Origin of the sequence: Bacillus sp. FSL K6-2869, from assembly GCF_040869405.1 — a bacterium.
Taxonomy (GTDB): Bacteria; Bacillota; Bacilli; order Bacillales; family Bacillaceae; genus Bacillus; species Bacillus altitudinis.
Genome location: NZ_CP152035.1, coordinates 3,822,159 through 3,844,909, shown reverse-complemented (window position 1 = coordinate 3,844,909; position 22,751 = coordinate 3,822,159). Strand labels below are relative to the sequence as shown.

At 40.4% G+C, this 22,751-nt stretch carries 25 protein-coding genes; 22 read left to right on the top strand and 3 right to left on the bottom strand.

Annotated elements, in window-relative coordinates:
- Positions 1-620 precede the first annotated feature (620 nt).
- The 11 genes from rpmH to MHI58_RS19725 all read left to right on the top strand — a co-directional run bounded on the left by rpmH (position 621) and on the right by MHI58_RS19725 (position 10,962).
- Positions 621-755, top strand: coding sequence for a 50S ribosomal protein L34 (rpmH, locus tag MHI58_RS19775; protein WP_008360908.1), 135 nt, complete (start codon positions 621-623; stop codon positions 753-755).
- 78 nt (positions 756-833) lie between these two features.
- Positions 834-1,193: a ribonuclease P protein component gene (gene rnpA / locus MHI58_RS19770; RefSeq protein WP_008347592.1), complete on the top strand. Its 360-nt coding sequence runs from the start codon at positions 834-836 to the stop codon at positions 1,191-1,193.
- A 158-nt stretch (positions 1,194-1,351) separates the two neighbouring features.
- Positions 1,352-2,134, top strand: coding sequence for a YidC family membrane integrase SpoIIIJ (spoIIIJ, locus tag MHI58_RS19765; protein WP_089374159.1), 783 nt, complete (start codon positions 1,352-1,354; stop codon positions 2,132-2,134).
- Entirely contained in the window at positions 2,131-2,754 is a 624-nt protein-coding gene (jag, locus tag MHI58_RS19760; protein WP_041508099.1) for an RNA-binding cell elongation regulator Jag/EloR, read from the top strand. The genes spoIIIJ and jag overlap by 4 nt, the downstream gene beginning before the upstream one ends.
- A 402-nt stretch (positions 2,755-3,156) precedes the next feature.
- Positions 3,157-4,536 carry a tRNA uridine-5-carboxymethylaminomethyl(34) synthesis GTPase MnmE gene (gene mnmE, locus MHI58_RS19755; RefSeq protein ID WP_039169035.1) on the top strand — a complete coding sequence of 460 codons (1,380 nt, stop codon included), beginning with the start codon at positions 3,157-3,159 and terminating at the stop codon, positions 4,534-4,536.
- Positions 4,537-4,553: 17 nt separating this feature from the next.
- Entirely contained in the window at positions 4,554-6,440 is a 1,887-nt protein-coding gene (mnmG, locus tag MHI58_RS19750; RefSeq protein WP_008347584.1) for a tRNA uridine-5-carboxymethylaminomethyl(34) synthesis enzyme MnmG, read from the top strand.
- Between the two features lie 13 nt (positions 6,441-6,453).
- Positions 6,454-7,173: a 16S rRNA (guanine(527)-N(7))-methyltransferase RsmG gene (gene rsmG, locus MHI58_RS19745; RefSeq protein ID WP_007497477.1), complete on the top strand. Its 720-nt coding sequence runs from the start codon at positions 6,454-6,456 to the stop codon at positions 7,171-7,173.
- Positions 7,174-7,278: 105 nt separating this feature from the next.
- On the top strand, positions 7,279-8,154 hold the full coding sequence (noc, locus tag MHI58_RS19740) for a nucleoid occlusion protein (RefSeq protein ID WP_024718432.1): 876 nt from the start codon (positions 7,279-7,281) through the stop codon (positions 8,152-8,154).
- 128 nt (positions 8,155-8,282) lie between these two features.
- Complete coding sequence (locus MHI58_RS19735; protein WP_041508097.1) at positions 8,283-9,116, top strand: YiiX/YebB-like N1pC/P60 family cysteine hydrolase; 834 nt, start codon at positions 8,283-8,285, stop codon at positions 9,114-9,116.
- A gap of 237 nt (positions 9,117-9,353) precedes the next feature.
- A complete protein-coding gene (gene soj / locus MHI58_RS19730) occupies positions 9,354-10,115 on the top strand; it encodes a sporulation initiation inhibitor protein Soj (protein WP_008360890.1) in 762 nt (253 codons plus the stop codon).
- On the top strand, positions 10,108-10,962 hold the full coding sequence (locus MHI58_RS19725; protein ID WP_035704116.1) for a ParB/RepB/Spo0J family partition protein: 855 nt from the start codon (positions 10,108-10,110) through the stop codon (positions 10,960-10,962). Before soj ends, MHI58_RS19725 begins: the two co-directional genes overlap by 8 nt.
- 25 nt (positions 10,963-10,987) lie before the next feature.
- On the opposite strand, the gene yyaC is transcribed toward MHI58_RS19725, so the two are convergent.
- Positions 10,988-11,614, bottom strand: coding sequence for a spore protease YyaC (yyaC, locus tag MHI58_RS19720; protein WP_025208343.1), 627 nt, complete (start codon positions 11,612-11,614; stop codon positions 10,988-10,990).
- 72 nt (positions 11,615-11,686) lie between these two features.
- Between yyaC and MHI58_RS19715 the strand changes: the two genes are divergently transcribed.
- Positions 11,687-12,742, top strand: coding sequence for a hypothetical protein (locus MHI58_RS19715; protein ID WP_080964591.1), 1,056 nt, complete (start codon positions 11,687-11,689; stop codon positions 12,740-12,742).
- 25 nt (positions 12,743-12,767) lie between these two features.
- Here the strand turns inward: MHI58_RS19715 and MHI58_RS19710 are convergent, their stop codons facing one another.
- Positions 12,768-13,178 carry a hypothetical protein gene (locus MHI58_RS19710; protein ID WP_007497462.1) on the bottom strand — a complete coding sequence of 137 codons (411 nt, stop codon included), beginning with the start codon at positions 13,176-13,178 and terminating at the stop codon, positions 12,768-12,770.
- Positions 13,179-13,193: 15 nt separating this feature from the next.
- Positions 13,194-14,513 (bottom strand): phage hydrolase, encoded by a 1,320-nt coding sequence (locus MHI58_RS19705; RefSeq protein WP_045034921.1) that lies wholly within the window; start codon positions 14,511-14,513, stop codon positions 13,194-13,196.
- A 294-nt stretch (positions 14,514-14,807) separates the two neighbouring features.
- Between MHI58_RS19705 and MHI58_RS19700 the strand changes: the two genes are divergently transcribed.
- The 10 genes from MHI58_RS19700 (at position 14,808) to wrbA (ending at position 22,715) form a co-directional block, all read left to right on the top strand.
- Positions 14,808-15,014, top strand: coding sequence for a DUF951 domain-containing protein (locus tag MHI58_RS19700; protein ID WP_008347561.1), 207 nt, complete (start codon positions 14,808-14,810; stop codon positions 15,012-15,014).
- Between the two features lie 215 nt (positions 15,015-15,229).
- Positions 15,230-16,330: a redox-regulated ATPase YchF gene (ychF, locus tag MHI58_RS19695; protein WP_007497458.1), complete on the top strand. Its 1,101-nt coding sequence runs from the start codon at positions 15,230-15,232 to the stop codon at positions 16,328-16,330.
- 108 nt (positions 16,331-16,438) lie between these two features.
- Positions 16,439-16,726 (top strand): 30S ribosomal protein S6, encoded by a 288-nt coding sequence (rpsF, locus tag MHI58_RS19690; RefSeq protein ID WP_008347557.1) that lies wholly within the window; start codon positions 16,439-16,441, stop codon positions 16,724-16,726.
- 36 nt (positions 16,727-16,762) lie between these two features.
- The gene (ssbA, locus tag MHI58_RS19685) at positions 16,763-17,305 is read left to right on the top strand and encodes a single-stranded DNA-binding protein SsbA (protein ID WP_045034920.1); all 543 of its coding nucleotides are present in this window, start codon (positions 16,763-16,765) and stop codon (positions 17,303-17,305) included.
- Positions 17,306-17,346: 41 nt separating this feature from the next.
- A complete protein-coding gene (gene rpsR, locus MHI58_RS19680) occupies positions 17,347-17,586 on the top strand; it encodes a 30S ribosomal protein S18 (protein WP_008347556.1) in 240 nt (79 codons plus the stop codon).
- A 199-nt stretch (positions 17,587-17,785) separates the two neighbouring features.
- A complete protein-coding gene (locus MHI58_RS19675) occupies positions 17,786-18,751 on the top strand; it encodes an ABC transporter ATP-binding protein (RefSeq protein ID WP_045034919.1) in 966 nt (321 codons plus the stop codon).
- Positions 18,744-20,261 carry an ABC transporter permease/substrate-binding protein gene (locus tag MHI58_RS19670; RefSeq protein WP_045034918.1) on the top strand — a complete coding sequence of 506 codons (1,518 nt, stop codon included), beginning with the start codon at positions 18,744-18,746 and terminating at the stop codon, positions 20,259-20,261. Before MHI58_RS19675 ends, MHI58_RS19670 begins: the two co-directional genes overlap by 8 nt.
- A gap of 212 nt (positions 20,262-20,473) precedes the next feature.
- Positions 20,474-21,424 carry a ring-cleaving dioxygenase gene (locus MHI58_RS19665; RefSeq protein ID WP_045034917.1) on the top strand — a complete coding sequence of 317 codons (951 nt, stop codon included), beginning with the start codon at positions 20,474-20,476 and terminating at the stop codon, positions 21,422-21,424.
- Positions 21,421-22,032 carry an alpha/beta hydrolase gene (locus MHI58_RS19660; RefSeq protein WP_045034916.1) on the top strand — a complete coding sequence of 204 codons (612 nt, stop codon included), beginning with the start codon at positions 21,421-21,423 and terminating at the stop codon, positions 22,030-22,032. Before MHI58_RS19665 ends, MHI58_RS19660 begins: the two co-directional genes overlap by 4 nt.
- Positions 22,033-22,091: 59 nt before the next feature.
- Positions 22,092-22,715: an NAD(P)H:quinone oxidoreductase gene (gene wrbA, locus MHI58_RS19655; RefSeq protein ID WP_045034926.1), complete on the top strand. Its 624-nt coding sequence runs from the start codon at positions 22,092-22,094 to the stop codon at positions 22,713-22,715.
- Positions 22,716-22,751: the final 36 nt, after the last annotated feature.

The window sequence follows — 22,751 nt, the reverse complement described above, 5'->3', positions numbered from 1 at the left end:
AAGGCTTCTCCCCCCTCCTTTTCTTTTTAAAATGACCAGTATCAAACTGTTATAGAACACGAAAAAGAGCAAATGGTCATCACCATTCGTGCACATACTTTGTTGAAAACAATTAATATAGTAGAAAAACGTCTTTTCGACAAATTACACAGGTTGTGGATAAACAATTCAACAAGCTGTGTAATAACTTTCCACAGGTTATCCACAAACTGTGGATAAGATAAATAGGCCAGATAAGTAATTAAGAGTTAAAACACAAATATAATATCAAAATAAACAAGATGGTGCAATGGGTGTCACAAACTTATCCACACACTTTACATCCTGTTGAAAAATAATTATCCACATAGGTTATTTGTGTGAAAAAAATGTCGATAATGGATGTGGATAGTCAAAATATGCCGGAAAAATATCCACAACCTTGTTTTGAAGGTTTTTTTTAAGGAAAAAAAGAATAAAATGTTGGAAACTAAAAAAGAAGGTTTCTTCACTTGATAACTTGTGTTATGCTTATAAGGTTGATAATAAGAGTTTTATCATTGATATTGACAATCGATGGGTTACACAAATATAATGAGTTAGACTGTCTTAAACAGCTATTCCTCAGGGAGGTGTCATAAATGAAAAGAACGTTTCAACCAAATAACCGTAAGCGTAGTAAAGTTCATGGCTTCCGCAGCCGTATGAGTTCTAAAAACGGACGTCTAGTTTTAAAGCGACGCCGCAGCAAAGGTAGAAAAAAATTATCAGCTTAGGCCACTGAATAATGTCAGTGGTCTTTTTTACATAAAATCGTAAATGAACTGTCAGTTTTTATCGGAGTGGAAGAAAACATGAAGAAGCGAAACAGGCTAAAAAAAAATGAAGAGTTTCAAACAGTGTTCAAAAAAGGTCAATCAATGGCTAATCGCCAATTCGTCATTTATCAGCTGGATCAACCAAATCAAGAAGAACTGCGTTTAGGATTGTCTGTCAGTAAGAAGATAGGTAATGCAGTGATAAGAAACCGGATTAAACGATTGATCCGTCAGGTGTTCTTAGAGGAAGGTCATAAGCTAAAGCAAGAAAAAGACTACATTGTTATCGCACGAAAACCAGCAAGCGAATTGACCTTTGAAGAAACAAAGAAGTCTCTCCAGCATTTATTTAGAAAATCCGCTGTTTATCAACAACAACCGAAAAAGTCTTCGTAATAGAAACTTTCGTTGAATCAATTTTTAAAAGCGCTTCCTTCATCTAGTGAATTAAAATGAAACCACCACTTTGTAATGAAAAAATGTTACCATACTGATTAGGTGAGTCACTTTCGTAATCAATTCCAACTTAAATAAAGTTTGAAGTAATGGGAGGAATCTTGTTGAAAAGGCGATTATTACTAATATTTAGCTTGATTGGCGTGTTGGTTCTATTGGCAGGATGTACACAAATCAATGAACCAATCACATCAGATAGTAAGGGATTCTGGAATTCTTACATTGTATACCCGCTATCTCAATTAATCACTTACATGGCAAACTTAACTGGTGAAAACTATGGTGTAGCGATTATTATTGTAACTCTTTTAATTCGTTTGCTCATTTTACCATTAATGATTAAACAATTAAGAAGTACAAAAGCAATGCAAGCACTTCAGCCAGAATTAAAGAAGCTTCGTGAAAAATATAGTTCAAAAGATCAAAAAACACAGCAGCAGCTTCAACAGGAAACAATGGCTCTTTTCCAAAAGAATGGTGTAAATCCATTAGCAGGGTGTTTCCCAATCTTAATTCAAATGCCAATCTTAATTGGTTTTTATCATGCGATCATGAGAACAGCTGAAATCAAGAAACATACTTTCTTATGGTTTGACTTAGGCAGTCCAGATCCATTATTCCTGTTACCGATTATTGCAGGTGTAGCTACTTTTATTCAGCAGAAGCTAATGATGGCTGGAAATCCTTCGGACAACCCTCAAATGGCGATTATGCTTTGGGTGATGCCGATTATGATCATTGTATTTGCAATCAGTTTCCCAGCGGCACTTTCACTGTACTGGGTTGTAGGTAACATTTTCATGATCATTCAAACTTTGGTCATTAAAACACCTCAAGTAAAAGTTGATACAAAAGAAAAAGCTGGCGGGAACAAAAAATGAAGGAAATAACTGCTGTCGGTCGCACAGTCGAAGAAGCAGTAGATTCCGGACTGAAACAAATTCAACTACTACAAGAAGAAGTAGATATCACAATAGTAGATGAAGGAAACAAAGGATTTTTAGGATTATTTGGTAAAAGACAAGCTGTTGTCAAGTTAGTAGAAAAGCGAGATGCGCTCAAATTAGCAACACAGTATTTAGATAAAATTGTTAAATCAATTGATCCTAAAGCAAACATTGTTTCGAAAAAAGAAACGAAAAAGATCTCTTTTCACATTGATGGAGACAAAACTTCATTAATGATTGGAAAAAGAGGACAAACACTGTATTCTTTAGAAACATTGGTGCAGTTAGTGTTTAATCGTTATTCTGATCAGTATCATCATATTACAATTGATATTGGAGATTATAGGAAGAAACGACAAGAAGCACTTGAACAATACGCAATCAAAACGGCAAATCGTGTTTTAAAAACGAAGAGAAAGGTTCATTTAGAACCGATGCCTTCGAATGAACGAAAAGTCGTTCATGATACGATTGCAGCATTTTCTAAAGAACTTGCCACGGCATCCGAAGATACAGGCACCAAGCGTCATGTTGTGGTGCTGTATAAAAAATAGCAGAAAGGCTAAGATTCAGCAAAGCTGGATTTTAGTCTTTTTTTATTGAAAAATTACCTTTTAATAGTAGATTCCTCCTTTATTTCTAAAAAGTTAGTGTGTTATTTAGATCGAAAACGTCATTTTCCCTTAGTTGCAAAGGGAGAAGGGCGTTTTAATTTATTGGATTTAGGTGTAAGATGTGAAGACAAGTTTAGAACGTCGTTATTCACATGTGGATAAGTTAAGTGTTAAAATAGACAGGGTGCAAAACTGTGGATAATTAAATGTGGGCTACTTTCGCTTCGCATGCATTTATGGTATCTTTAAATTTTGGATTAAGCGTTTTTGATATAGAGATGGACAACGTCCATTTAATAGATATAAGACTGTCTATTGAATAGAGAAAGAGGTGAATGAGCGGTGGATACAATTGCAGCAATTTCTACACCAATGGGTGAAGGGGCAATTGCCATTATACGTTTAAGCGGGCCTGATGCAGTTCAGATTGCTGATCGCATGTATAAGGGGCCTAAGGAGAAAAAACTTGTATCAGTGGATTCTCATACAATTCATTATGGTCATATTGTAGATTCAAGTACCGAGCAAGTGATAGAAGAGGTCATGGTGTCTGTATTAAGAGCGCCAAAAACATTTACGAGAGAAGACGTTATTGAGATCAACTGCCATGGCGGAATTGTCACGGTCAATAAAGTCTTGCAGCTTGCTTTAAAAGAAGGAGCGAGATTAGCGGAGCCAGGTGAGTTTACAAAACGTGCTTTCCTAAATGGAAGAATCGACTTGTCACAAGCAGAAGCCGTAATGGACTTGATTCGTGCAAAAACTGACCGTGCGATGAATGTCGCAATTACTCAAATGGAGGGACGTCTCTCCGGTTTGATTAAACGTCTTCGTGGTGAGATATTGGAGACACTTGCCCATGTAGAAGTGAATATTGATTATCCAGAGTATGACGATGTTGAAGAAATGACACATCGAGTCTTAGTTGAAAAGGCGACATCTGTGAAAAAGGAAATTGAATCGCTTCTAACGACTTCACAGCAGGGGAAAATCCTACGTGAGGGCTTATCTACTGTTATTATTGGAAGGCCAAATGTTGGGAAGTCTTCCTTATTAAATAGTCTTGTTCAGGAAACAAAGGCGATTGTGACCGATATTCCTGGAACAACCAGAGATGTCATCGAGGAATATGTGAATGTAAGAGGAGTACCGCTCCGTTTAGTAGATACTGCGGGTATACGTGAGACTGAAGACATTGTTGAGCGTATTGGGGTCGAGCGATCAAGACAGGTCTTAAAAGAAGCTGACCTGATTTTACTTGTGCTCAATTATAGTGAAGAGTTATCTGAGGAAGATATTAAGCTATTTGAGGCTGTCTCAGGTATGGATATTATTGTGATTGTCAATAAGACAGATCTTGAGCCTAAACTTGATGTAGAAAAGGTAAAAGAGTTAGCGAAGGATCGTCCGGTTGTTACAACATCTTTATTACAAGAAAAAGGGATTGATGAGCTTGAAATGGCCATTCAATCTTTATTCTTCACAGGCTCAATTGAAAGTGGAGATTTAACGTATGTGAGCAATACTAGGCATATTGCGCTCCTTCAAGAAGCAAAACAATCGATTGAAGATGCTCTAGAAGGAATTGAAATGGATGTACCGATCGACATTGTTCAAATAGATTTAACACGCTGCTGGGAGCAGCTAGGTGAAATTATTGGGGATGCTGTTCATGAAAGCTTAATCGATCAGTTATTCTCTCAATTCTGTTTAGGAAAGTAAAGGGAGGAACAAAAGAAATGGGTTATGAAGCTGGCCAATATGATGTAATCGTCGTCGGTGCCGGTCATGCTGGTGTTGAGGCTGCTCTTGCTTCTGCAAGACAGGGCGCCAAAACACTTGTATTGACCATCAATCTCGATATGGTTGCTTTTATGCCATGTAATCCGTCCGTAGGAGGTCCCGCTAAAGGGATTGTCGTCAGAGAAATTGATGCGCTAGGCGGAGAAATGGCACGAAATATAGATAAGACGCATATTCAAATGCGTATGCTGAATACTGGGAAAGGACCTGCTGTCCGTGCGTTAAGAGCGCAAGCAGATAAGTTTCAATATCAGCACGAAATGAAAAAAACAATGGAAAATGAACCAAACCTAACAATGCTGCAAGGGATGGTAGACCATTTAATTGTAGAAGATGATGAATGTAAAGGTGTTGTGACTCAAACAGGTGCAAATTATCGCGCGAAGTCTGTTGTTCTAACGACTGGTACTTTCTTAAAAGGCCGCATTATTTTAGGGGATCTTTCTTATTCAAGCGGTCCTAATAATCAGCAGCCTTCCATTAAATTATCGGATCATCTAGCAGAATTAGGATTCGATTTGGTTCGCTTTAAAACTGGGACACCACCTCGAGTAAACAGCCACTCGATTGATTATAGTAAGACGGAAATTCAACCAGGTGACGATGTACCACGTGCGTTTTCTTATGAAACTGTGGAATATATTACAGATCAATTACCATGCTGGTTAACATACACGAGTTTAGAGACTCATCAAATTATTGATGAGAATCTTCACCGTTCTCCTATGTATTCAGGTATGATTAAAGGAACAGGCCCTAGATACTGCCCGTCTATTGAGGATAAGGTGGTTCGTTTTAATGATAAACCGAGACATCAAATTTTCTTAGAGCCAGAAGGCCGTAATACGCAAGAAGTGTATGTTCAAGGTTTATCTACAAGTCTGCCAGAGGATGTACAGCAGCGAATGCTGTCAACCATTCCAGGGCTTGAAAATGTACAAATGATGCGAGCGGGTTATGCCATTGAGTATGATGCGATTGTGCCTACACAATTGTGGCCGACACTTGAGACGAAGAAAATTTCTGGATTATATACAGCTGGCCAAATTAATGGTACCTCTGGTTATGAGGAAGCAGCAGGTCAAGGAATTATGGCAGGTATCAATGCAGGAAGAAAAGCATTGGGTAAAGAAGAAGTCATTTTAAGCCGATCTGATGCATATATCGGTGTTCTCATTGATGATCTTGTCACGAAGGGTACAAATGAACCTTACCGTCTTTTAACTTCTCGTGCAGAGTACCGCTTACTTCTGCGTCATGACAATGCTGATTTAAGATTAACGGAACTTGGATATAACATTGGTTTAATTTCTGAAGAGAGATTCCAAGCATTCACACAGAAAAAAGAGGCTATTGAAGCAGAGAAAAAACGTTTATATTCTGTCATTATTAAACCTACAGTAGAGACACAGGAATATATTCGTTCACTTGGTGGAAGTGAATTGAAGGACGGTATTCGCGCTAGTGATCTGATGAAGCGTCCAGAGATGAACTATGAATCTGTTGTGAAACTAGCTCCTGCTGACACACCGCTTCCTGCTGATGTGTGTGAACAGGTAGAGATTCAAATTAAATATGAAGGTTATATTGAAAAGTCGCTCCAACAAGTTGAAAAGCTGAAAAAGATGGAAAACAAAAAGATTCCGGATCGAATCGATTATGATGCCATCAAAGGGATTGCAACTGAAGCGAAGCAAAAGCTAAAAGAAGTCCGACCGCTTTCTGTTGCACAGGCTTCTCGTATTTCAGGCGTTAACCCTGCTGATATTTCTATCCTTTTAGTGTATTTGGAGCAGGGACGTATTGCGAAGATAGCAGAGTAGAAAGGATGTCGGCATGAACATTGAACAATTTACAGCAGCACTAGAGGAGAAAGGGATCACTCTTTCTCCAGTGCAGCTTGAACAATTTGAAACTTACTTCCATATGCTTGTAGAATGGAACGAGAAGATGAATTTAACGTCCATTACAGAAAAGGAAGAAGTATATTTAAAGCATTTTTATGACTCGATATCAGCAGCATTTTTTATTGATTTTCACAATGTGACAACAATTTGTGATATTGGAGCTGGTGCTGGTTTTCCAAGCATTCCTCTTAAAATTTGTTTCCCTCATCTACATGTGACCATTGTTGATTCTCTCCAGAAACGCATTACGTTTCTCAATGAGTTAGCAAAAGGGTTAAACTTACAAGATACTACTTTTTATCATGATCGTGCGGAGACCTTTGGACAACGTAAAGATCAACGTGAAAGCTATGACCTTGTCACCGCTAGAGCAGTTGCGCGCTTATCTGTCTTGAGCGAACTATGCCTGCCTCTTGTGAAAAAGGAAGGTTTGTTTGTTGCATTAAAAGCATCTGCTGCAGATGAAGAGATGCAAGCAGGAAAAAAAGCCGTCACTGTCCTCGGAGGAGAGGTTGTTGAAAAGCATTCCTTTGTTCTTCCTTTAGAAGAGAGTGAACGGAACATCATTGTCATTGAAAAGAAAAAACAAACACCAAAAAAATATCCTAGAAAACCAGGAACACCTAATAAATCACCAATAGAGGGTTGATCATGTAAAAGGTCGGTTTTTCTTCAATATTTATGATTTTACAGAAGGAAAAAACATGAGAAAATAGAATTATAAAAAGGTAGTTTTTAAAGGTGGTGTAGGTTCATGAAGCATTCACTCTCACGCTTCTTCGGGCTTGGTGACAAAGAACATCCTGAGCGTGATACCGAAATAGAGGCAGAGATTGCTGAGCATGAAACATTAAAGGAAGAGATACAGGAGCTCCCGGTCGACACAATTATGCCTAACCGTTTTCAGCCACGCACCATTTTTTCAGAAGAAAAGATACAAGAGCTGGCCACAACCATTCATACCCATGGCATTATTCAACCGATTGTTGTTAGACCAACAGAAGAAGAAGGAAAATATGAACTGATCGCCGGCGAAAGACGTTGGAGAGCGGTACAAACTCTTCAATGGGAGAAGATCCCCGCTATTATAAAAGATTTTACTGATACGGAAACGGCATCTGTGGCATTGATTGAAAATTTGCAAAGAGAAGAGCTGTCTGCAATTGAAGAGGCTCATGCTTATGCACGTCTTTTAGAGCTTCATGATTTAACGCAAGAAGCGCTTGCTCAGCGTTTAGGTAAGGGACAATCGACTGTTGCAAACAAACTAAGACTTTTAAAGTTGCCTGAAGAGGTACAGCAAGCCATTTTGGAGAAAAAAATCTCAGAGAGACATGCCCGTTCACTTGTACCTCTAAAGCTGCCAGAATTACAGATCACGCTGTTGCAGGAAATCATCGAAAAGCAGCTGAATGTGAAACAGACTGAAGAGCGTGTAGTGAAGATGCTTGAACAAAAAACAGATCGCAAACCGAAGCCGAAACGTAAGGCGTTTAGCCGAGATACGCGAATTGCGATGAATACCATTCGTCAGTCTCTCCACATGGTAGAAGACAGCGGACTTAAAATAAATACCGAGGAAGAAGAATTTGAGGAATATATCCAATTAACGATTCGAATTCCTAAATAGAAAGAAGCTGATGAGCATTACTCGTCAGCTTTTTTGTCTTTCTCTCCCTTCAATTCATGATATTTACTTATTATTGATTAATTGGTAAAATATGATTTTCATAGTAGAAGGGAGGTGACATATAACCGATGAAAATGAAAAAGACTATTTTTGCTATTATCTGTTATTTACTAATCTCTTTTTCTCTTTTTTCAAATGAAACGACTGTGTTTGCTGTGAGCACGTCAACGAATCATGATACTCATTCAGCGGAAGAAACGATTACGAAAGAAGAACTGAGTACTCTGAAGAAACAAGGTGTAGTTTCGACAGATGTAACGGTTCAACAATTAAATCAAGAGCAAGCGTCTCAGGACGATGCGATCGACGTGATCACAGCTGATGATGATTTGGAGAACTATGGTTTAAGGCAAAACAAACAGGATGAAATGGTAACAGATGAAAGGCCGAATACCATTCGCCATCTTTTTGGTAAACCGTATCCTGGAACCGATATTATGCCTCAAAAAGGGGATATATTGGTGACGAGCACTGGTGCTTTGAATGGTTTAATTGGTCATGCAGGCATCGTTATTAATGAGAAAAGCTATGCATCCATTCCTGGGTTCCGGCAGCATCCCAATATTGATTCCATTCAAAGCTGGTTCCGCTATAGTGCCAATACAAAGGTGATTCGGATTAATCATCAGGAAAAGGCAGATTTAGCTGGGGATTGGGCGCACGATTACGTGAAAGACCATCCGAAGGCTCGATATTCGATCACTATGTCTATTCAATCCTTGGACCCTACTTATTGTTCAAAGATTGTATGGCAGGCTTACGCGAAAACCGGGGACGCTGTTGGACATGCCACATTTACCATTAAAGCACCCTATGGGTTTTTGAAAAAGAAGAACTATAAAACAGTGACACCTAAAGTCATTGTGAGCGAAGGTCGTAAAATTGGCGGATTAAACTTTTGATTGTATCTCCCTCACTTTTCATAAAAGTGGGGTTTTTTTGTCTCGTTATTTTCTTTGAAAAAATATATCAATATATCTTTAGAACGCATTTTTATGCAACTATTCATGTACGGAAACACAGATTCATTCACGAATTTATAATAGGGAAACAAAAAAAGCAAACGTTTCATACTTTTTTTGATAGAATAGGAAGTATGAATGAATGAGAAACTTGTTAAGTTGAAAGTGGGTGACATCGTGGGGAAAATCATAGCGATTACCAACCAGAAGGGCGGCGTTGGGAAGACGACAACTTCTGTTAATTTGGGTGCGTGTTTAGCATACATAGGAAAACGAGTGTTGTTAGTTGATATTGATCCGCAGGGAAATGCCACGAGTGGTATTGGGATTGAGAAGGCCGACGTAGAGAAGTGCGTGTACGATATTTTAGTAGACGATGCAGATGTACTTGATGTGATTAAGACGACAGAGGTCGAAAATCTTGATGTCATTCCTGCGACGATACAGCTTGCAGGGGCTGAAATAGAGCTTGTGCCTACAATCTCACGTGAAGTGAGGCTGAAGAGAGCACTTGAATCTGTGAAGCAGAATTATGATTATATGATTATTGACTGCCCGCCATCACTTGGACTACTGACGATTAATGCGTTAACTGCATCCGATTCCGTTTTAATACCGGTTCAGTGTGAATATTATGCGCTTGAAGGATTGAGTCAATTGTTGAATACGGTTCGTCTTGTGCAGAAACATCTAAATACCGACCTTGCCATTGAAGGTGTCTTACTGACAATGCTTGATGCAAGAACAAACCTTGGAATCCAAGTCATCGAAGAAGTAAAAAAATACTTTAGAGATAAAGTCTATCAGACCGTGATTCCGAGAAATGTGAGACTAAGTGAAGCGCCTAGTCATGGGAAACCTATTATCTTGTATGATCCACGTTCAAGAGGTGCAGATGTCTATTTAGACTTAGCAAAGGAAGTGGATGCGAATGGCTAAAGGTCTTGGAAAGGGTATTAATGCGCTATTTAACAATGTGGATTCCAATGAAGAAACTGTTGAAGAAATTAAGTTGAAGGATTTGCGCCCGAACCCTTATCAGCCAAGGAAAACGTTTGATGATGATGCCTTGTCTGATCTCAAAGAATCGATTCAGCAGCATGGTGTTTTACAGCCGATTATTGTTCGTAAATCGATTAAAGGATATGACATTGTCGCAGGAGAACGCCGTTTCCGTGCAGCACAACAAGCTGGTTTAACAACGATTCCTGCGATCGTCAGGGAATTTTCAGAAACACTGATGAGGGAGATCGCTCTTTTAGAAAACTTACAGCGCGAGGATTTATCTCCATTAGAGGAAGCAGAAGCCTATGCCTCCTTGCTAGATCATTTAAGTGTGACTCAAGAGGAATTAGCCAAGCGGTTAGGAAAAAGCAGACCGCATATTGCGAACCACCTTCGTTTATTAACATTACCAGATGAAGTACAAAAGCTGATTGCGGATGGAACATTATCCATGGGACATGGACGCACGCTGCTTAGTTTGAAAAACAAAAAGAAGCTGGCGCCATTAGTAAAGAAGGTCGTGGACGAAGGATTGAATGTCCGCCAGGTTGAGAAACTTGTTCAGCAATTAAATGAAAATGTTCCACGTGAAACAAAGAAAAAAGAAGCACCAAAGGATCGCGTGTTGAAAGAAAGAGAATCTTTCTTACAAAATTACTTTGGTACTTCAGTGACGATCAAGAAACAGAAGAAAAAAGGGAAAATTGAGATTGAATTTCTCTCAAATGAAGATTTAGAAAGAATCCTTGAATTGCTTTCTACGAGAGAATCATCGGAATGACCATCTTGATATGAGATGGTCTTTTTTATATTCTTCCCGTGATATTTTGAATAGGGGTGAAGAGAGAACGGCTTTTTTCTCTCGTCCAATCCATTTGATCAATGTGGGATAGACTTTCAGAAAGTGTATTGGCCATAGACATTACAAGATGAAGACGTGTGTTTTGGAGAACGAAGTATTCCATAAAACCGCTCACGTTGACGATTCCATTAATATGAATATTGCCTACTTCTGGCAGCTCTTTTTGCACACCTGCACCGGGCTTTAACGGTCCTTCTCCAATTTGAAACGATCCTACACTTTTCACTCTACCTAAACAGGCATCAACGGCTACGATAAATGGGTGTTTATGAGCTTGTTCAATTTCAGCGAGCTTTTCCTTTAAATTGACCGCATGGACTGGGTCAGAGAGAGTGCCGTATACATGCAGCTTTTTTAAATCAAGACTTGAAAGCTTTGTTCCTACAAGTGGACCTAGAGAGTCACCGGTTGAGCGGTCTGTTCCTATGCAGACGATGGCAACGGGTCTTTTTCCTGCTTTCTGAAGATGCGAGAATAAAATACTTTTAAGCTGCTGAATGGCATTTGTATCCGTATGGGACACGTATTCTTTCACCCTATTTCTTAAAAAAAGACCGTTCTTGCTATTCATAGGTCTCACTTCCTTGTCATAGTAGTTAGTATCAGTATACGGAAACAAGCTTAATTCTATACCTATGAGGTGATGATTGTGTGGAAGGCTGGTTCAAGGTGGACGCTTTTAATTTTAGGAAGCTTGATAGGAGCGGGATATGCCTCCGGTCAAGAAATTTGGCAGTTTTTTGGCCTTGATAGCGGACTAGCCATTCTACTGTTTACGCTCATGTTTATGCTGTCTACCTATGTGGTGTTAAAAATCAGTTATGAGGTGCGTGCTGATCATTTTGTGCCGGTGTTAGAGCGTCTTGTAGGTCCTTGGCTGGCCAAGGTGTATGATATTTTAATTGTTCTTTATCTATTCACGACAACAACAGTCATGATTGCCGGTGGCGGGGTGACACTTGAGATGTATCATGTGCCATTTTGGGTTGGAATCGGTGCATTTTGTTTATTCTCATTTATGATTTTTTTCTGGGATGTGAAAGGGCTCTTATCTGTGAATGCTTTCATTATACCAATTTTGGTGGCGGGGCTCATCTATGCGTTTGTTTTTTATTATATGAATCATGATCATATGTGGAGAATTGATTTTGGCCAGCAATACAATTGGCCTGCCAGTATCGTCTTTGCTTCTTTGAATATATTATCTGTTGTGGCGGTGCTGTCTTCAGTGGGGAAAGAAATGAAGGGGCTTGGAGAGGCCAAGGTTGCGAGTATATTAAGCGGTTTGATTTTTGGTGTCATTTCTTATGTGTATAACGAAATACTAGTTGATATTTCTGGGAGTCTTTCAGCAGAGGGGATTCCTTTGTTTACAGTATTAGAGGGGGCACCAACATCATTGTTTGTGTTTATGACCATTGTTCTTTGTTTAGCGATTTATACAACAACCGCTGCGGGATTATTTGGTTTATCCAGCCGCATGCTCTCTTTTGTACGAATGCCCCGCTGGCTCATTGTATTCATCATGCTTCTTTTGATGGCACCTTTAACCTCTCTTGGATTTGCTGATTTGATTGCTTTCTTGTATCCGATTTACAGCTTGCTCAATCTTTATTTGCTTGTCTGTTTAATGCTGTATCCGATTTTAAGTAAAAAGATATTTTTCCGTTCTAAAAATTATACTGATAAAATAAAATAAACACCTCTCTTTCAAAGAGAAGTGCTTATTTTATCCGAATGGAATCAATCGCTTCCTTGATATCGTCATATACAGGCATGTGCTGGAGACGTTGCATGCGTTCCTCTATTTCTGAGATGGCTTGTCCCTTTAAATGCTGGGATACATGCTGTTTGACAATGGTTGTCTGGTTCATCATGTCTTCTGTTTTGGACAATTGGTACTCCAAGTGCATGCGTGTGTTTGCCAATTCATCGTGAAGCCGCATTTTCAGCAATCGCTTTAAATCTTTTCGTTGTCCTTCTCTGCGCATGGCCTGAATAGCGGCAATTTCTTCAGGTGATTGCGATTGTGTTTGTGGTGCAGATTGACTTTCGAATACAGACATGGAGCGGCGGGCACTCACATTTTGTAAGAAACGCTGGGCGTCACTAGGAGGTTTATTTTGATTGATCATATGGCGACTCCTTTCTTAACGAATACCCATTTGCATCGCAAGGCGTCTATCTGCCTTGGCATAGTCATCACCCATTGTGTACATATGTCTTGAAAGGGTGGAAAGTTCTTGTTCGTAGTCTCTCAAGGTGTACAAGGCATTCAGTTGTTTTTCATGAGAATAAAAGGATGATTGCGGCTGCTCCATCCTTACTTCCTCTAACAGTGCTTCTACATCGCTATGGGTTAATAAATCATAGTGACCAAAGCCGACAAGTCCTTTCAGTTCTTGTTTTACATGATGGACGGCATCTTTTACACTATCATCAATTCCATCTATTTTCTCAAATACAGTGTGTACTTCATGTTCAATAATACTTTGTAGATCATAAGATGAATTTTTTAGTAAATGGGATTTTATGATAATTTCAAGCCCGCTTTGTGCATATGCACGGCCTGAATGGATTTCTTGTAAAAGCATCGCTGTAAAACTTGTATTGTGATCAAGCTGTTCATCTAAAATACGGGCGGTTCCATTCGAATGGAATGAATACCCATTTACTTCAAACTCTCCTGAAACGAGAGCTAAAAATGCATTTGTATCAAATGATTCGTTCCATTCTATATTCATCGATGCAAAAGCTGATCTTAAAAAGGTGTCAATTTCTCTTGGTTTATATTTTATGGATTCTTGGACCGATCCCTGCTCACGGGGCGGTACGGTGTACTTGACTTGTCCAACTCCATGATCATGGCGATTGAGTAAACCTACATAATGATTGGGTTGAATATATTCTGTGAGAACATGGGTGTATTTTCCTTCTACTGCTTTTTGCTGAATGGAAGGTGCCAGGCTGCTCCATATATTTGGGCTATCGAATGTGATGGCTTTTTTGACAGCTGGCTGTTCTGTTGCAATATAAGCACAAACAGCACCGGCAAGCGCTTGTCCAGTGAGATAGATGGTTGCATTCGGGTGCTTCTGACAGACGTCCTCGATGTATTCCTTCCCTTTAAAAAAGACATGATCTTGCTTTCCGGCTAAGGATTTTCTTTCAATGGGGTAGGCATAATCCGTTTTTAACAATGATTGGGTAGCCGTTTGAACATCTTGTGTCGATGTCACCGTCATTTGTTTTGGCAGAGGACAGTGAAACGCGACAATGAACTCATCTGACTGTTCCTGCTGCATCGTTAAACCATATAATTGATGATCTATTTTCAGAAAATCGTTGACAGTGAGCGTATGCTGACCTACTTCTATCGTATGGTTCTGCTGGTAATTCTCTGCGTTTCCAGCGTGATCGGATATGATTTTATAATCTTTGTCGGTTAATCTATCCTTTCGATTGACCATCGTACCTGCTCCCTCACATAACATTTATGCAGATATCATAAATCAAAAAATATGGAAAAACCACAGCGTTCTACCAATAAAAACCTTTTGACCTACAGTGTTTGTGACAATATTGAAAAAAAGCGGAGTTTAAGTAACTATTGGTCACAAATAAAATGATCTAAAAGAAGGGTTTTTTCTATAAAAAAGAACGGGATTGATACATGACAGCGGCTCTTTATTTTGTGCATTGCTCTCCATCGGCGTTTTTTTGTACAATAGATTTAATGAAGTGAGCAAGAGAGGTGAATGCTGATGGCAGACAAAGCATTTGGGTTACATGACGTCGTTGAAATGAAAAAACCCCATCCATGTGGTGCCAATCGGTGGAAAGTCATTCGTTTGGGCATGGATATTCGTATTAAATGCGAAGGGTGTGGGCACAGCGTGATGATCCCAAGAAGAGATTTTGAACGAAAAATGAAGAAAATTCTCGTCAAGCATGAGGAGCCAACTGCTTAAGTAGGCCTCATGCTTTTTTGATGAAATTTGTCTTTTGTTCAGAGAAACAGATGCAATTTCTTATTTTAAAGCTCCGATTTAGTCTTTTTGGTAATGTTTCTTCTATTGAAAATGCATGATGGTTAGCTTGTCTTTTCATGTAAACCTACTTATAATTGCTCTAGGTTCATATTACGCAGTATAACGAGCACGTTTCATATAGAGGAGATGAAAGAATGGCTTTAACAGCTGGTATTGTTGGCTTACCTAACGTCGGGAAGTCAACGCTATTTAATGCAATTACACAGGCTGGAGCGGAGTCTGCTAACTATCCGTTCTGTACCATTGATCCAAACGTCGGAATTGTAGAAGTTCCAGACGAGCGTTTGCAAAAACTAACAGAATTAGTGCAGCCAAAAAAGACAGTTCCGACTGCTTTCGAATTCACTGATATTGCTGGTATTGTGAAAGGTGCATCTAAAGGAGAAGGTTTAGGAAATAAATTCCTTTCTCATATTCGTCAAGTAGATGCGATCTGTCACGTGGTGAGAGCTTTTGCTGATGATAACATTACACATGTGTCAGGTAAGGTTGACCCAGTGTCAGATATTGAAACGATTAATTTAGAATTGATTTTGGCTGATCTAGAAACGGTTGAAAAGCGTTTAACTCGTGTGAGTAAGCTTGCGAAACAAAAAGATAAGGAAGCGGTAGCTGAATTTGATATTTTGGAAAAGCTGAAGGACGCATTTGAAGCTGGAAAATCTGCAAGATCTGTTGAATTTACAGATGAGCAGCAGAAGCTTGTGAAGCAGCTTCATTTACTCACGTCAAAACCTATTCTGTATGTAGCAAATGTGAGTGAGGACGAAGTAGCAGATCAGGACGGAAACGAATATGTACAGCAAATTCGTGAGTTTGCATCTGGCGAAAACGCTGAAGTCATCGTCGTTTGTGCGAAGATTGAGTCTGAAATTGCAGAGCTTGAAGGAGAAGAGAAGCAAATGTTCCTTGAAGAGCTAGGCATCAAAGAATCAGGTTTAGATCAGTTGATCAAAGCGTCTTATTCACTTCTTGGCTTAGCTACGTATTTCACAGCAGGTGAGCAAGAAGTACGTGCTTGGACATTTAAAAAAGGAATGAAGGCACCAGAATGTGCTGGAATCATTCATACGGACTTCGAGCGTGGATTTATTCGTGCTGAAACGGTTGCTTATGAAGATTTACTAGCTGGCGGAAGTATGTCTGCTGCAAAAGAAGCAGGAAAAGTTCGTTTAGAAGGTAAAGAATATATAGTGAAAGATGGAGACGTCATTCATTTCCGTTTTAACGTATAGGTTCTTGTCATAGGCCAAGTAATTTGTTATAATATACAATTGTGAGTAATATAATTTATTGCTCCTTGCCCGTATAGGGCCGCTTAGACCAAAAGGAGGTGCAATCAGATGAGAAAGTACGAAGTTATGTACATCATCCGCCCAACAGTTGACGATGAGGCTAAAAAAGCAGTTATCGACCGTTTTAATAACGTGTTAACTTCTAACGGTGCGGAGATCACTGGAACAAAGGATTGGGGTAAACGTCGTCTTGCATACGAAATCAACGATTTCCGTGAAGGCTTCTACCAAATCGTAAACGTTCAATCTGACGCTGCAGCAGTTCAAGAATTTGACCGCTTAGCTAAGATCAGTGACGATATCATTCGCCACATTGTTGTTAAAGAAGAAGAATAAATCATTGAAATATATATTTAAAGGTGGTCTTTCAATATGCTAAACCGTGTTGTATTGGTCGGAAGACTAACAAAAGACCCTGAGCTTCGCTACACGCCTAATGGTGCGGCTGTAGCCACGTTTACTCTAGCTGTGAATCGTACGTTTACGAATCAATCTGGAGAGCGTGAAGCCGATTTCATTAACTGTGTTACTTGGAGAAGACAAGCCGAGAACGTGGCTAATTTCTTGAAAAAAGGAAGTCTTGCCGGTGTAGACGGTCGCTTGCAGACAAGAAACTATGAAAACCAGCAAGGACAGCGTGTCTTCGTGACAGAAGTTCAAGCTGAAAGTGTTCAATTTCTTGAGCCTAAAAGCGGCGGTGCTGGTTCAGGTGGATACAGCGGCGGTGGCAATAGCGGAGGCCAGTATTATGGCGGCAGCCAAAATGATCAGAATCCATTTGGAAATGAACCAAGTCAAAGTCCATATGGCAATCAAAACAACCAAAATCGTAATCAGGGAAATAGCTTCAATGATGACCCATTTGCGAATGATGGTAAACCGATTGACATCTCCGATGATGATTTGCCATTCTAATTGATCTGAAAAAAATGACCAAAGGAAAGGTGTGAAAACAAATGGCAGGTGGACGCAGAGGCGGTCGTGCGAAACGTCGTAAAGTATGTTTCTTTACTTCTAACGGAATCACGCACATCGATTACAAAGATGTTGATCTTCTTAGAAAGTTTGTTTCTGAGCGTGGTAAAATTTTACCTCGTCGTGTAACAGGAACTAGCGCTAAGTATCAACGTAAATTGACATTAGCGATTAAAAAATCACGTCAAATGGCATTACTTCCATACGTTACTGGTGAGTAAGTCGTTGACTTAAAAGCGAAGGGCCTTGAGCTCTTCGCTTTTTTTATTTGTCTCACTTTTATGAGAAAGTCGTTTCTGGCAGTCTAACTAGGGGAAGTATGTAAAAAGAGAGTCAACGTGACAGTTTGTTCTATACAAATACTAGGTTAATCTGTCATATTGGTATTTTAAAATATACTTGCAGTCAGGGCGTGGGAAGATGATTGAATTTAAGAATGTATCGATGCAATTTTCTGATGACCGCTATGCCGTTCAATCTGTTGATTTGGAGATTCAGAAAGGTGAATTTTTTGTATTGATTGGACCTAGTGGAAGCGGGAAAACGACGACTTTGAAAATGATCAATCGTCTCATCTCTTCTACAGAAGGTGAGATTTACATAAAGGGTCGAACCATCAGCGATTATGATATTTATGAGCTGCGCTGGGATATTGGTTATGTGCTTCAGCAAATAGCGTTGTTCCCTCATATGACCATAGAAGAGAATATTGCTGTAGTGCCAGAGCTGAAACAATGGAAGCGGACTGAGACGAATCAGCGTGTTGATGAGTTGATGTTCATGGTGGGGCTTGAGCCAGCTACCTATCGACATCGAAAGCCAGCAGAGCTTTCAGGAGGACAGCAGCAGCGAGTCGGCGTAGCACGGGCACTTGCTGCTGATCCTGAGATTGTCCTAATGGATGAACCTTTTAGTGCGTTAGATCCACTGACGAGAGAGAAATTACAAGATGATCTGCTTGAGTTACAGCGCCGTATTCAAAAGACCATCGTTTTTGTGACACATGATATGCAGGAAGCCATGAAGCTTGGGGATCGGATATGTGTGATGAATGAAGGAAAAGTGGTGCAGGTTGGACGCCCAGAGGAATTGATTCAGCATCCAGTGAATCCATTTGTGCGGGAGTTTGTTTCAGGAGCTGCCCGTCATGGAGACCATCAAGCATTTGAGCTGACAACTATTTCTCAGCCCATGCCTCAAGATGATCTGTTAGGCGATGAGGTGGTCTCCATCCATGCGACGCTGGAAGAGGTTCTATCTCGACTGGCAGAGCATGAAGAGCTTGTTGTTGAGAAGGATGGGGAACGGATTGGACTCATCACTCGTCAAGCGGTGATTCAGTATTTAGCCGGTACTTCTGCTGAGAGGGGCGAGACACATGAATGAATGGACCAGTGTGCTATGGGCTCGAAAAGATCAGCTCGGACACGCCTTACTTGAGCATATTCAAATTTCCTTCATTGCGTTATTTCTAGCGATTTTGATTGCCATTCCATTAGGGATTTATTTAACGAGAGTCCCTAAGATAGCAGAGTGGATCATTGGGGTGACGGCTGTCTTGCAGACAATTCCGTCTTTGGCGCTGCTTGGACTGCTGATTCCTCTCGTTGGGATTGGTCAAGTGCCCGCAATTATCGCTCTTGTTGTCTATGCTCTTCTTCCTATTTTAAGGAACACATATACAGGCATTCGTGAGGTCGATCCGTCGCTGCGGGAAGCGGCGCTCGCTATGGGAATGAATCACCGCAAACGCTTATTAAAAGTAGAACTCCCTCTTGCTATGCCTGTGATCATGGCAGGTATCCGAACGGGGATGGTCCTCATTGTAGGGACAGCCACTCTTGCAGCTCTTATTGGGGCAGGTGGATTAGGGAGTCTGATTCTGCTTGGAATTGATCGAAATGATATGTCTTTGATCATCATTGGTGCTATTCCAGCTGCATTACTTGCGCTCTTATTTGATGTGGTCTTGCGGACACTTGAGAAAATCTCCTTTAAAAAAACCGTGATCTCTGTGACGGTCTTTGCTGTAATAGCAGGAGCAGTTGTCGCTGCCCCATTGCTGTTTCAACAAGAAAAGAAAGAGATCACCATTGGAGGGAAGCTGGGGTCAGAGCCTGAAATTTTGATCTCCATGTATAAGCTTTTAATTGAGCAGGATACAGATATCCAAGTCAATCTTAAGCCTGGTCTTGGTAAGACGTCCTTTGTTTTTCAAGCACTGCGGTCTGGTGATATTGACATCTATCCTGAATTTACAGGGACAGCGATTTCTGAATTTCTGAAAGAAACAGCGAAAAGCACGGATAAGGAAAAAGTGTATGAGCAAGCGCGCCAAGGTTTGGCGTCATCCTTTCAGCTTCAGCTTCTTCAGCCGATGGCTTATAACAATACATATGCTTTAGCCGTGCCTCAATCACTAGCGGATCAATATGATTTATCAAAGATTTCAGATCTGGGTCAAATCAAGAATCGTATACGTGCTGGCTTTACTTTAGAGTTTTCTGATCGTCAGGATGGATATTTAGGCATTCAAAAAGCTTATCAGTTTTCTTTTGGCGATGTGGTCACGATGGAACCGAAACTTCGATATCGAGCCATTCAAAAAGGGAATATTCAGTTGGTCGATGCGTATTCGACAGACAGTGAATTGAGACAATACAAGTTGAAGGTGCTGGATGACGACAAGCATGTTTTCCCGCCCTATCAAGGAGCGCCTTTGCTAAGACAGGAGACATTAAAAGAGTATCCTGAGATTGAGGCCTCTCTCAACAAGCTCGCTGGTCAAATCACAGATGATGAGATGAGAGAAATGAATTACGAAGTCAATGTGAAGGGGAAAGATGCATTTCAAGTAGCCGAAACCTATTTAAAAAAGAAAACATTGCTTCAATAATCAAGGGGAAGCAGGTCTGCTATATTTAAAGCGGCCTGCTTTTTGAAAAGAAAAAAACAAAAATCATTGACATCTATTTCAAAAAAGAATATCCTTAATTCGAGATAAATATATTTTTTGGTCATATATCTCGAATTCGAGATAATATAAAAGCGTCAGTCAAGACATAATGAGTAGAGACATGTTACGTCATGAAGAGGAGGTCATTAGAAGTGAAGAAAACAGAAGGAATTCACCATATCACAGCAATTGTTGGTCATCCTCAGGAGAACGTTGATTTTTATGCAGGTGTTTTAGGTCTTCGTCTCGTGAAAAAGACCATCAATTTTGATGATCCAGGCACATACCATTTATATTTTGGAAATGAAGGAGGTTCTCCAGGTACTATTATTACGTTTTTCCCTTGGCCAGGTGCACAAAAGGGACAAATTGGAGCAGGTCAAGTAGGTGTGACAACATATGTCGTACCGACCGGTGCCTTCTCTTTTTGGAAGGAACGCCTTGAGCAGTTTGACGTTTCTTATGAAATGATTGAACGCTTTGGTGAGGCCTTTCTCTCATTTGAAGATCCGCACGGTTTATTGATAGAACTTGTAGAGCGTGAAGAAGGAAAACAGAATGACTGGACATTTAATGGGGTGACACCAGAAGTAGCGATTAAAGGGTTTGGCGGAGCTGTTTTATTAACTTCACAGCCTGAGCAAACGATGCAGCTGCTAGAGCAAACGATGGGACTTGAAAAAGTCGGCACAGAAGGAGATTATGTGAGATTCCGTTCGTTTGGAGAAATCGGCAATGTCATTGACGTGAACAAGACACCTGTTGCACGAGGACGTATGGGCGTGGGTGTTGTACATCATATTGCGTGGAGAGCAACAGATGATCAGGATCAATTAGATTGGCAAAGACATGTTGCGCAAAGCGGATATCAAGTGACGCCTGTGCAAGATCGAAATTATTTCAATGCGATTTATTTTAGAGAGCTTGGCGGCATATTATTTGAGATTGCGACCGATCCTCCAGGGTTTGCACACGATGAATCTGTGGAAACGATGGGTGAAGCGTTGAAACTGCCACCGCAATATGAGGCGCAGCGTAGTCAAATTGAACAAATCGTGCTACCGATTGAGGTAAGAGAAATCAAAGGGAAAGGAGATTCATGATGAAGCATCTTTTTCAAAAAGGAAAGAATGAACAAAAGCCTGTCCTCCTCATGCTGCATGGAACTAGCGGGACAGAGCAAGACTTATTGCCGCTTGCAGAAGTGGTAGACCCTGAAGCATCTGTTCTTAGTGTGAGAGGAAATGTCTCAGAAAACGGCATGCCGCGTTTTTTCAGGCGTTTGGCAGAGGGTGTTTTTGATGAGCAAGATTTAATTGAGCGTACAGAGGAATTATATACATTTATCGGGGAAGCAGCAGATAAGTATGGATTTGATCGTCACAATGTGGTAGCCATCGGCTATTCAAACGGGGCGAACATTGCTGGAAGTCTGTTATTCCATTACGGAGATGCGCTGAAAGGAGCGATCCTGCATCATCCGATGGTCCCAAGACGAGGGGTTTCATTACCTTCATTAGCGGGGAAACAAGTCTTTATAGCAGCTGGTGAAAATGACCCAATGTGCCGTCCGGAGGAATCTCAGGAACTGGAGCAACTGCTTCAGGAGGCGGGAGCATCCGTAACGCTTCATTGGGAAAATCGTGGACATCAACTAACGAGAGAAGAAGTCGATGCTGCGGCATTGTGGTATCGTCGTCAATTTAAATAAGGTGGGGAATACAGGTGGGATTTTTACAGAAGCTATTTGGGCAAACCAAACAAAAGGAGATGGAACAAGTGGAAAACGTAAAACTAGCGATTATTTATTATAGTTCAACAGGTACAAACTATCAGATGGCAAAATGGGCTGAGGCTGGAGCGAAAGAAGCTGGTGCTGAAGTCAAAATTTTAAAGGTTCCTGAATTGGCACCAGAAGCAGTTGTTGCATCAAATCCAGCATGGAAAGCACATTTAGATGAAACAAAAGATGTCCCTGAGGTTCAGTTAAGTGACTTAGAGTGGGCAGATGCTATTATTTTCAGCATGCCGACACGTTTCGGTAACTTACCGGCTCAAATGAAGCAATTCTTAGACACAACAGGCGGTTTATGGTTCCAAGGGAAACTAGCAAACAAAGCAGTGAGTGCGATGACATCTGCACAAAATCCAAATGGCGGACAGGAGCAAACAGTTCTGAGCCTTTATACAACGATGTTCCACTGGGGAGCCATTATTGCCGCTCCTGGATACACGGATGATTCCCTATACGGCGCAGGGGGTAACCCTTACGGTGTGAGTGTGACTGTTGACCAAAATGGAAAGATCCAAGAGGATGCAGAAGCAGCCGCAAAACATCAGGCGAAACGTACAGTGAATGTAGCAGAATGGATCAAAAAAGGTCAAAACGCTTAATAGATGTATACAAAAAGAATGCAGCCACTCCGCTGC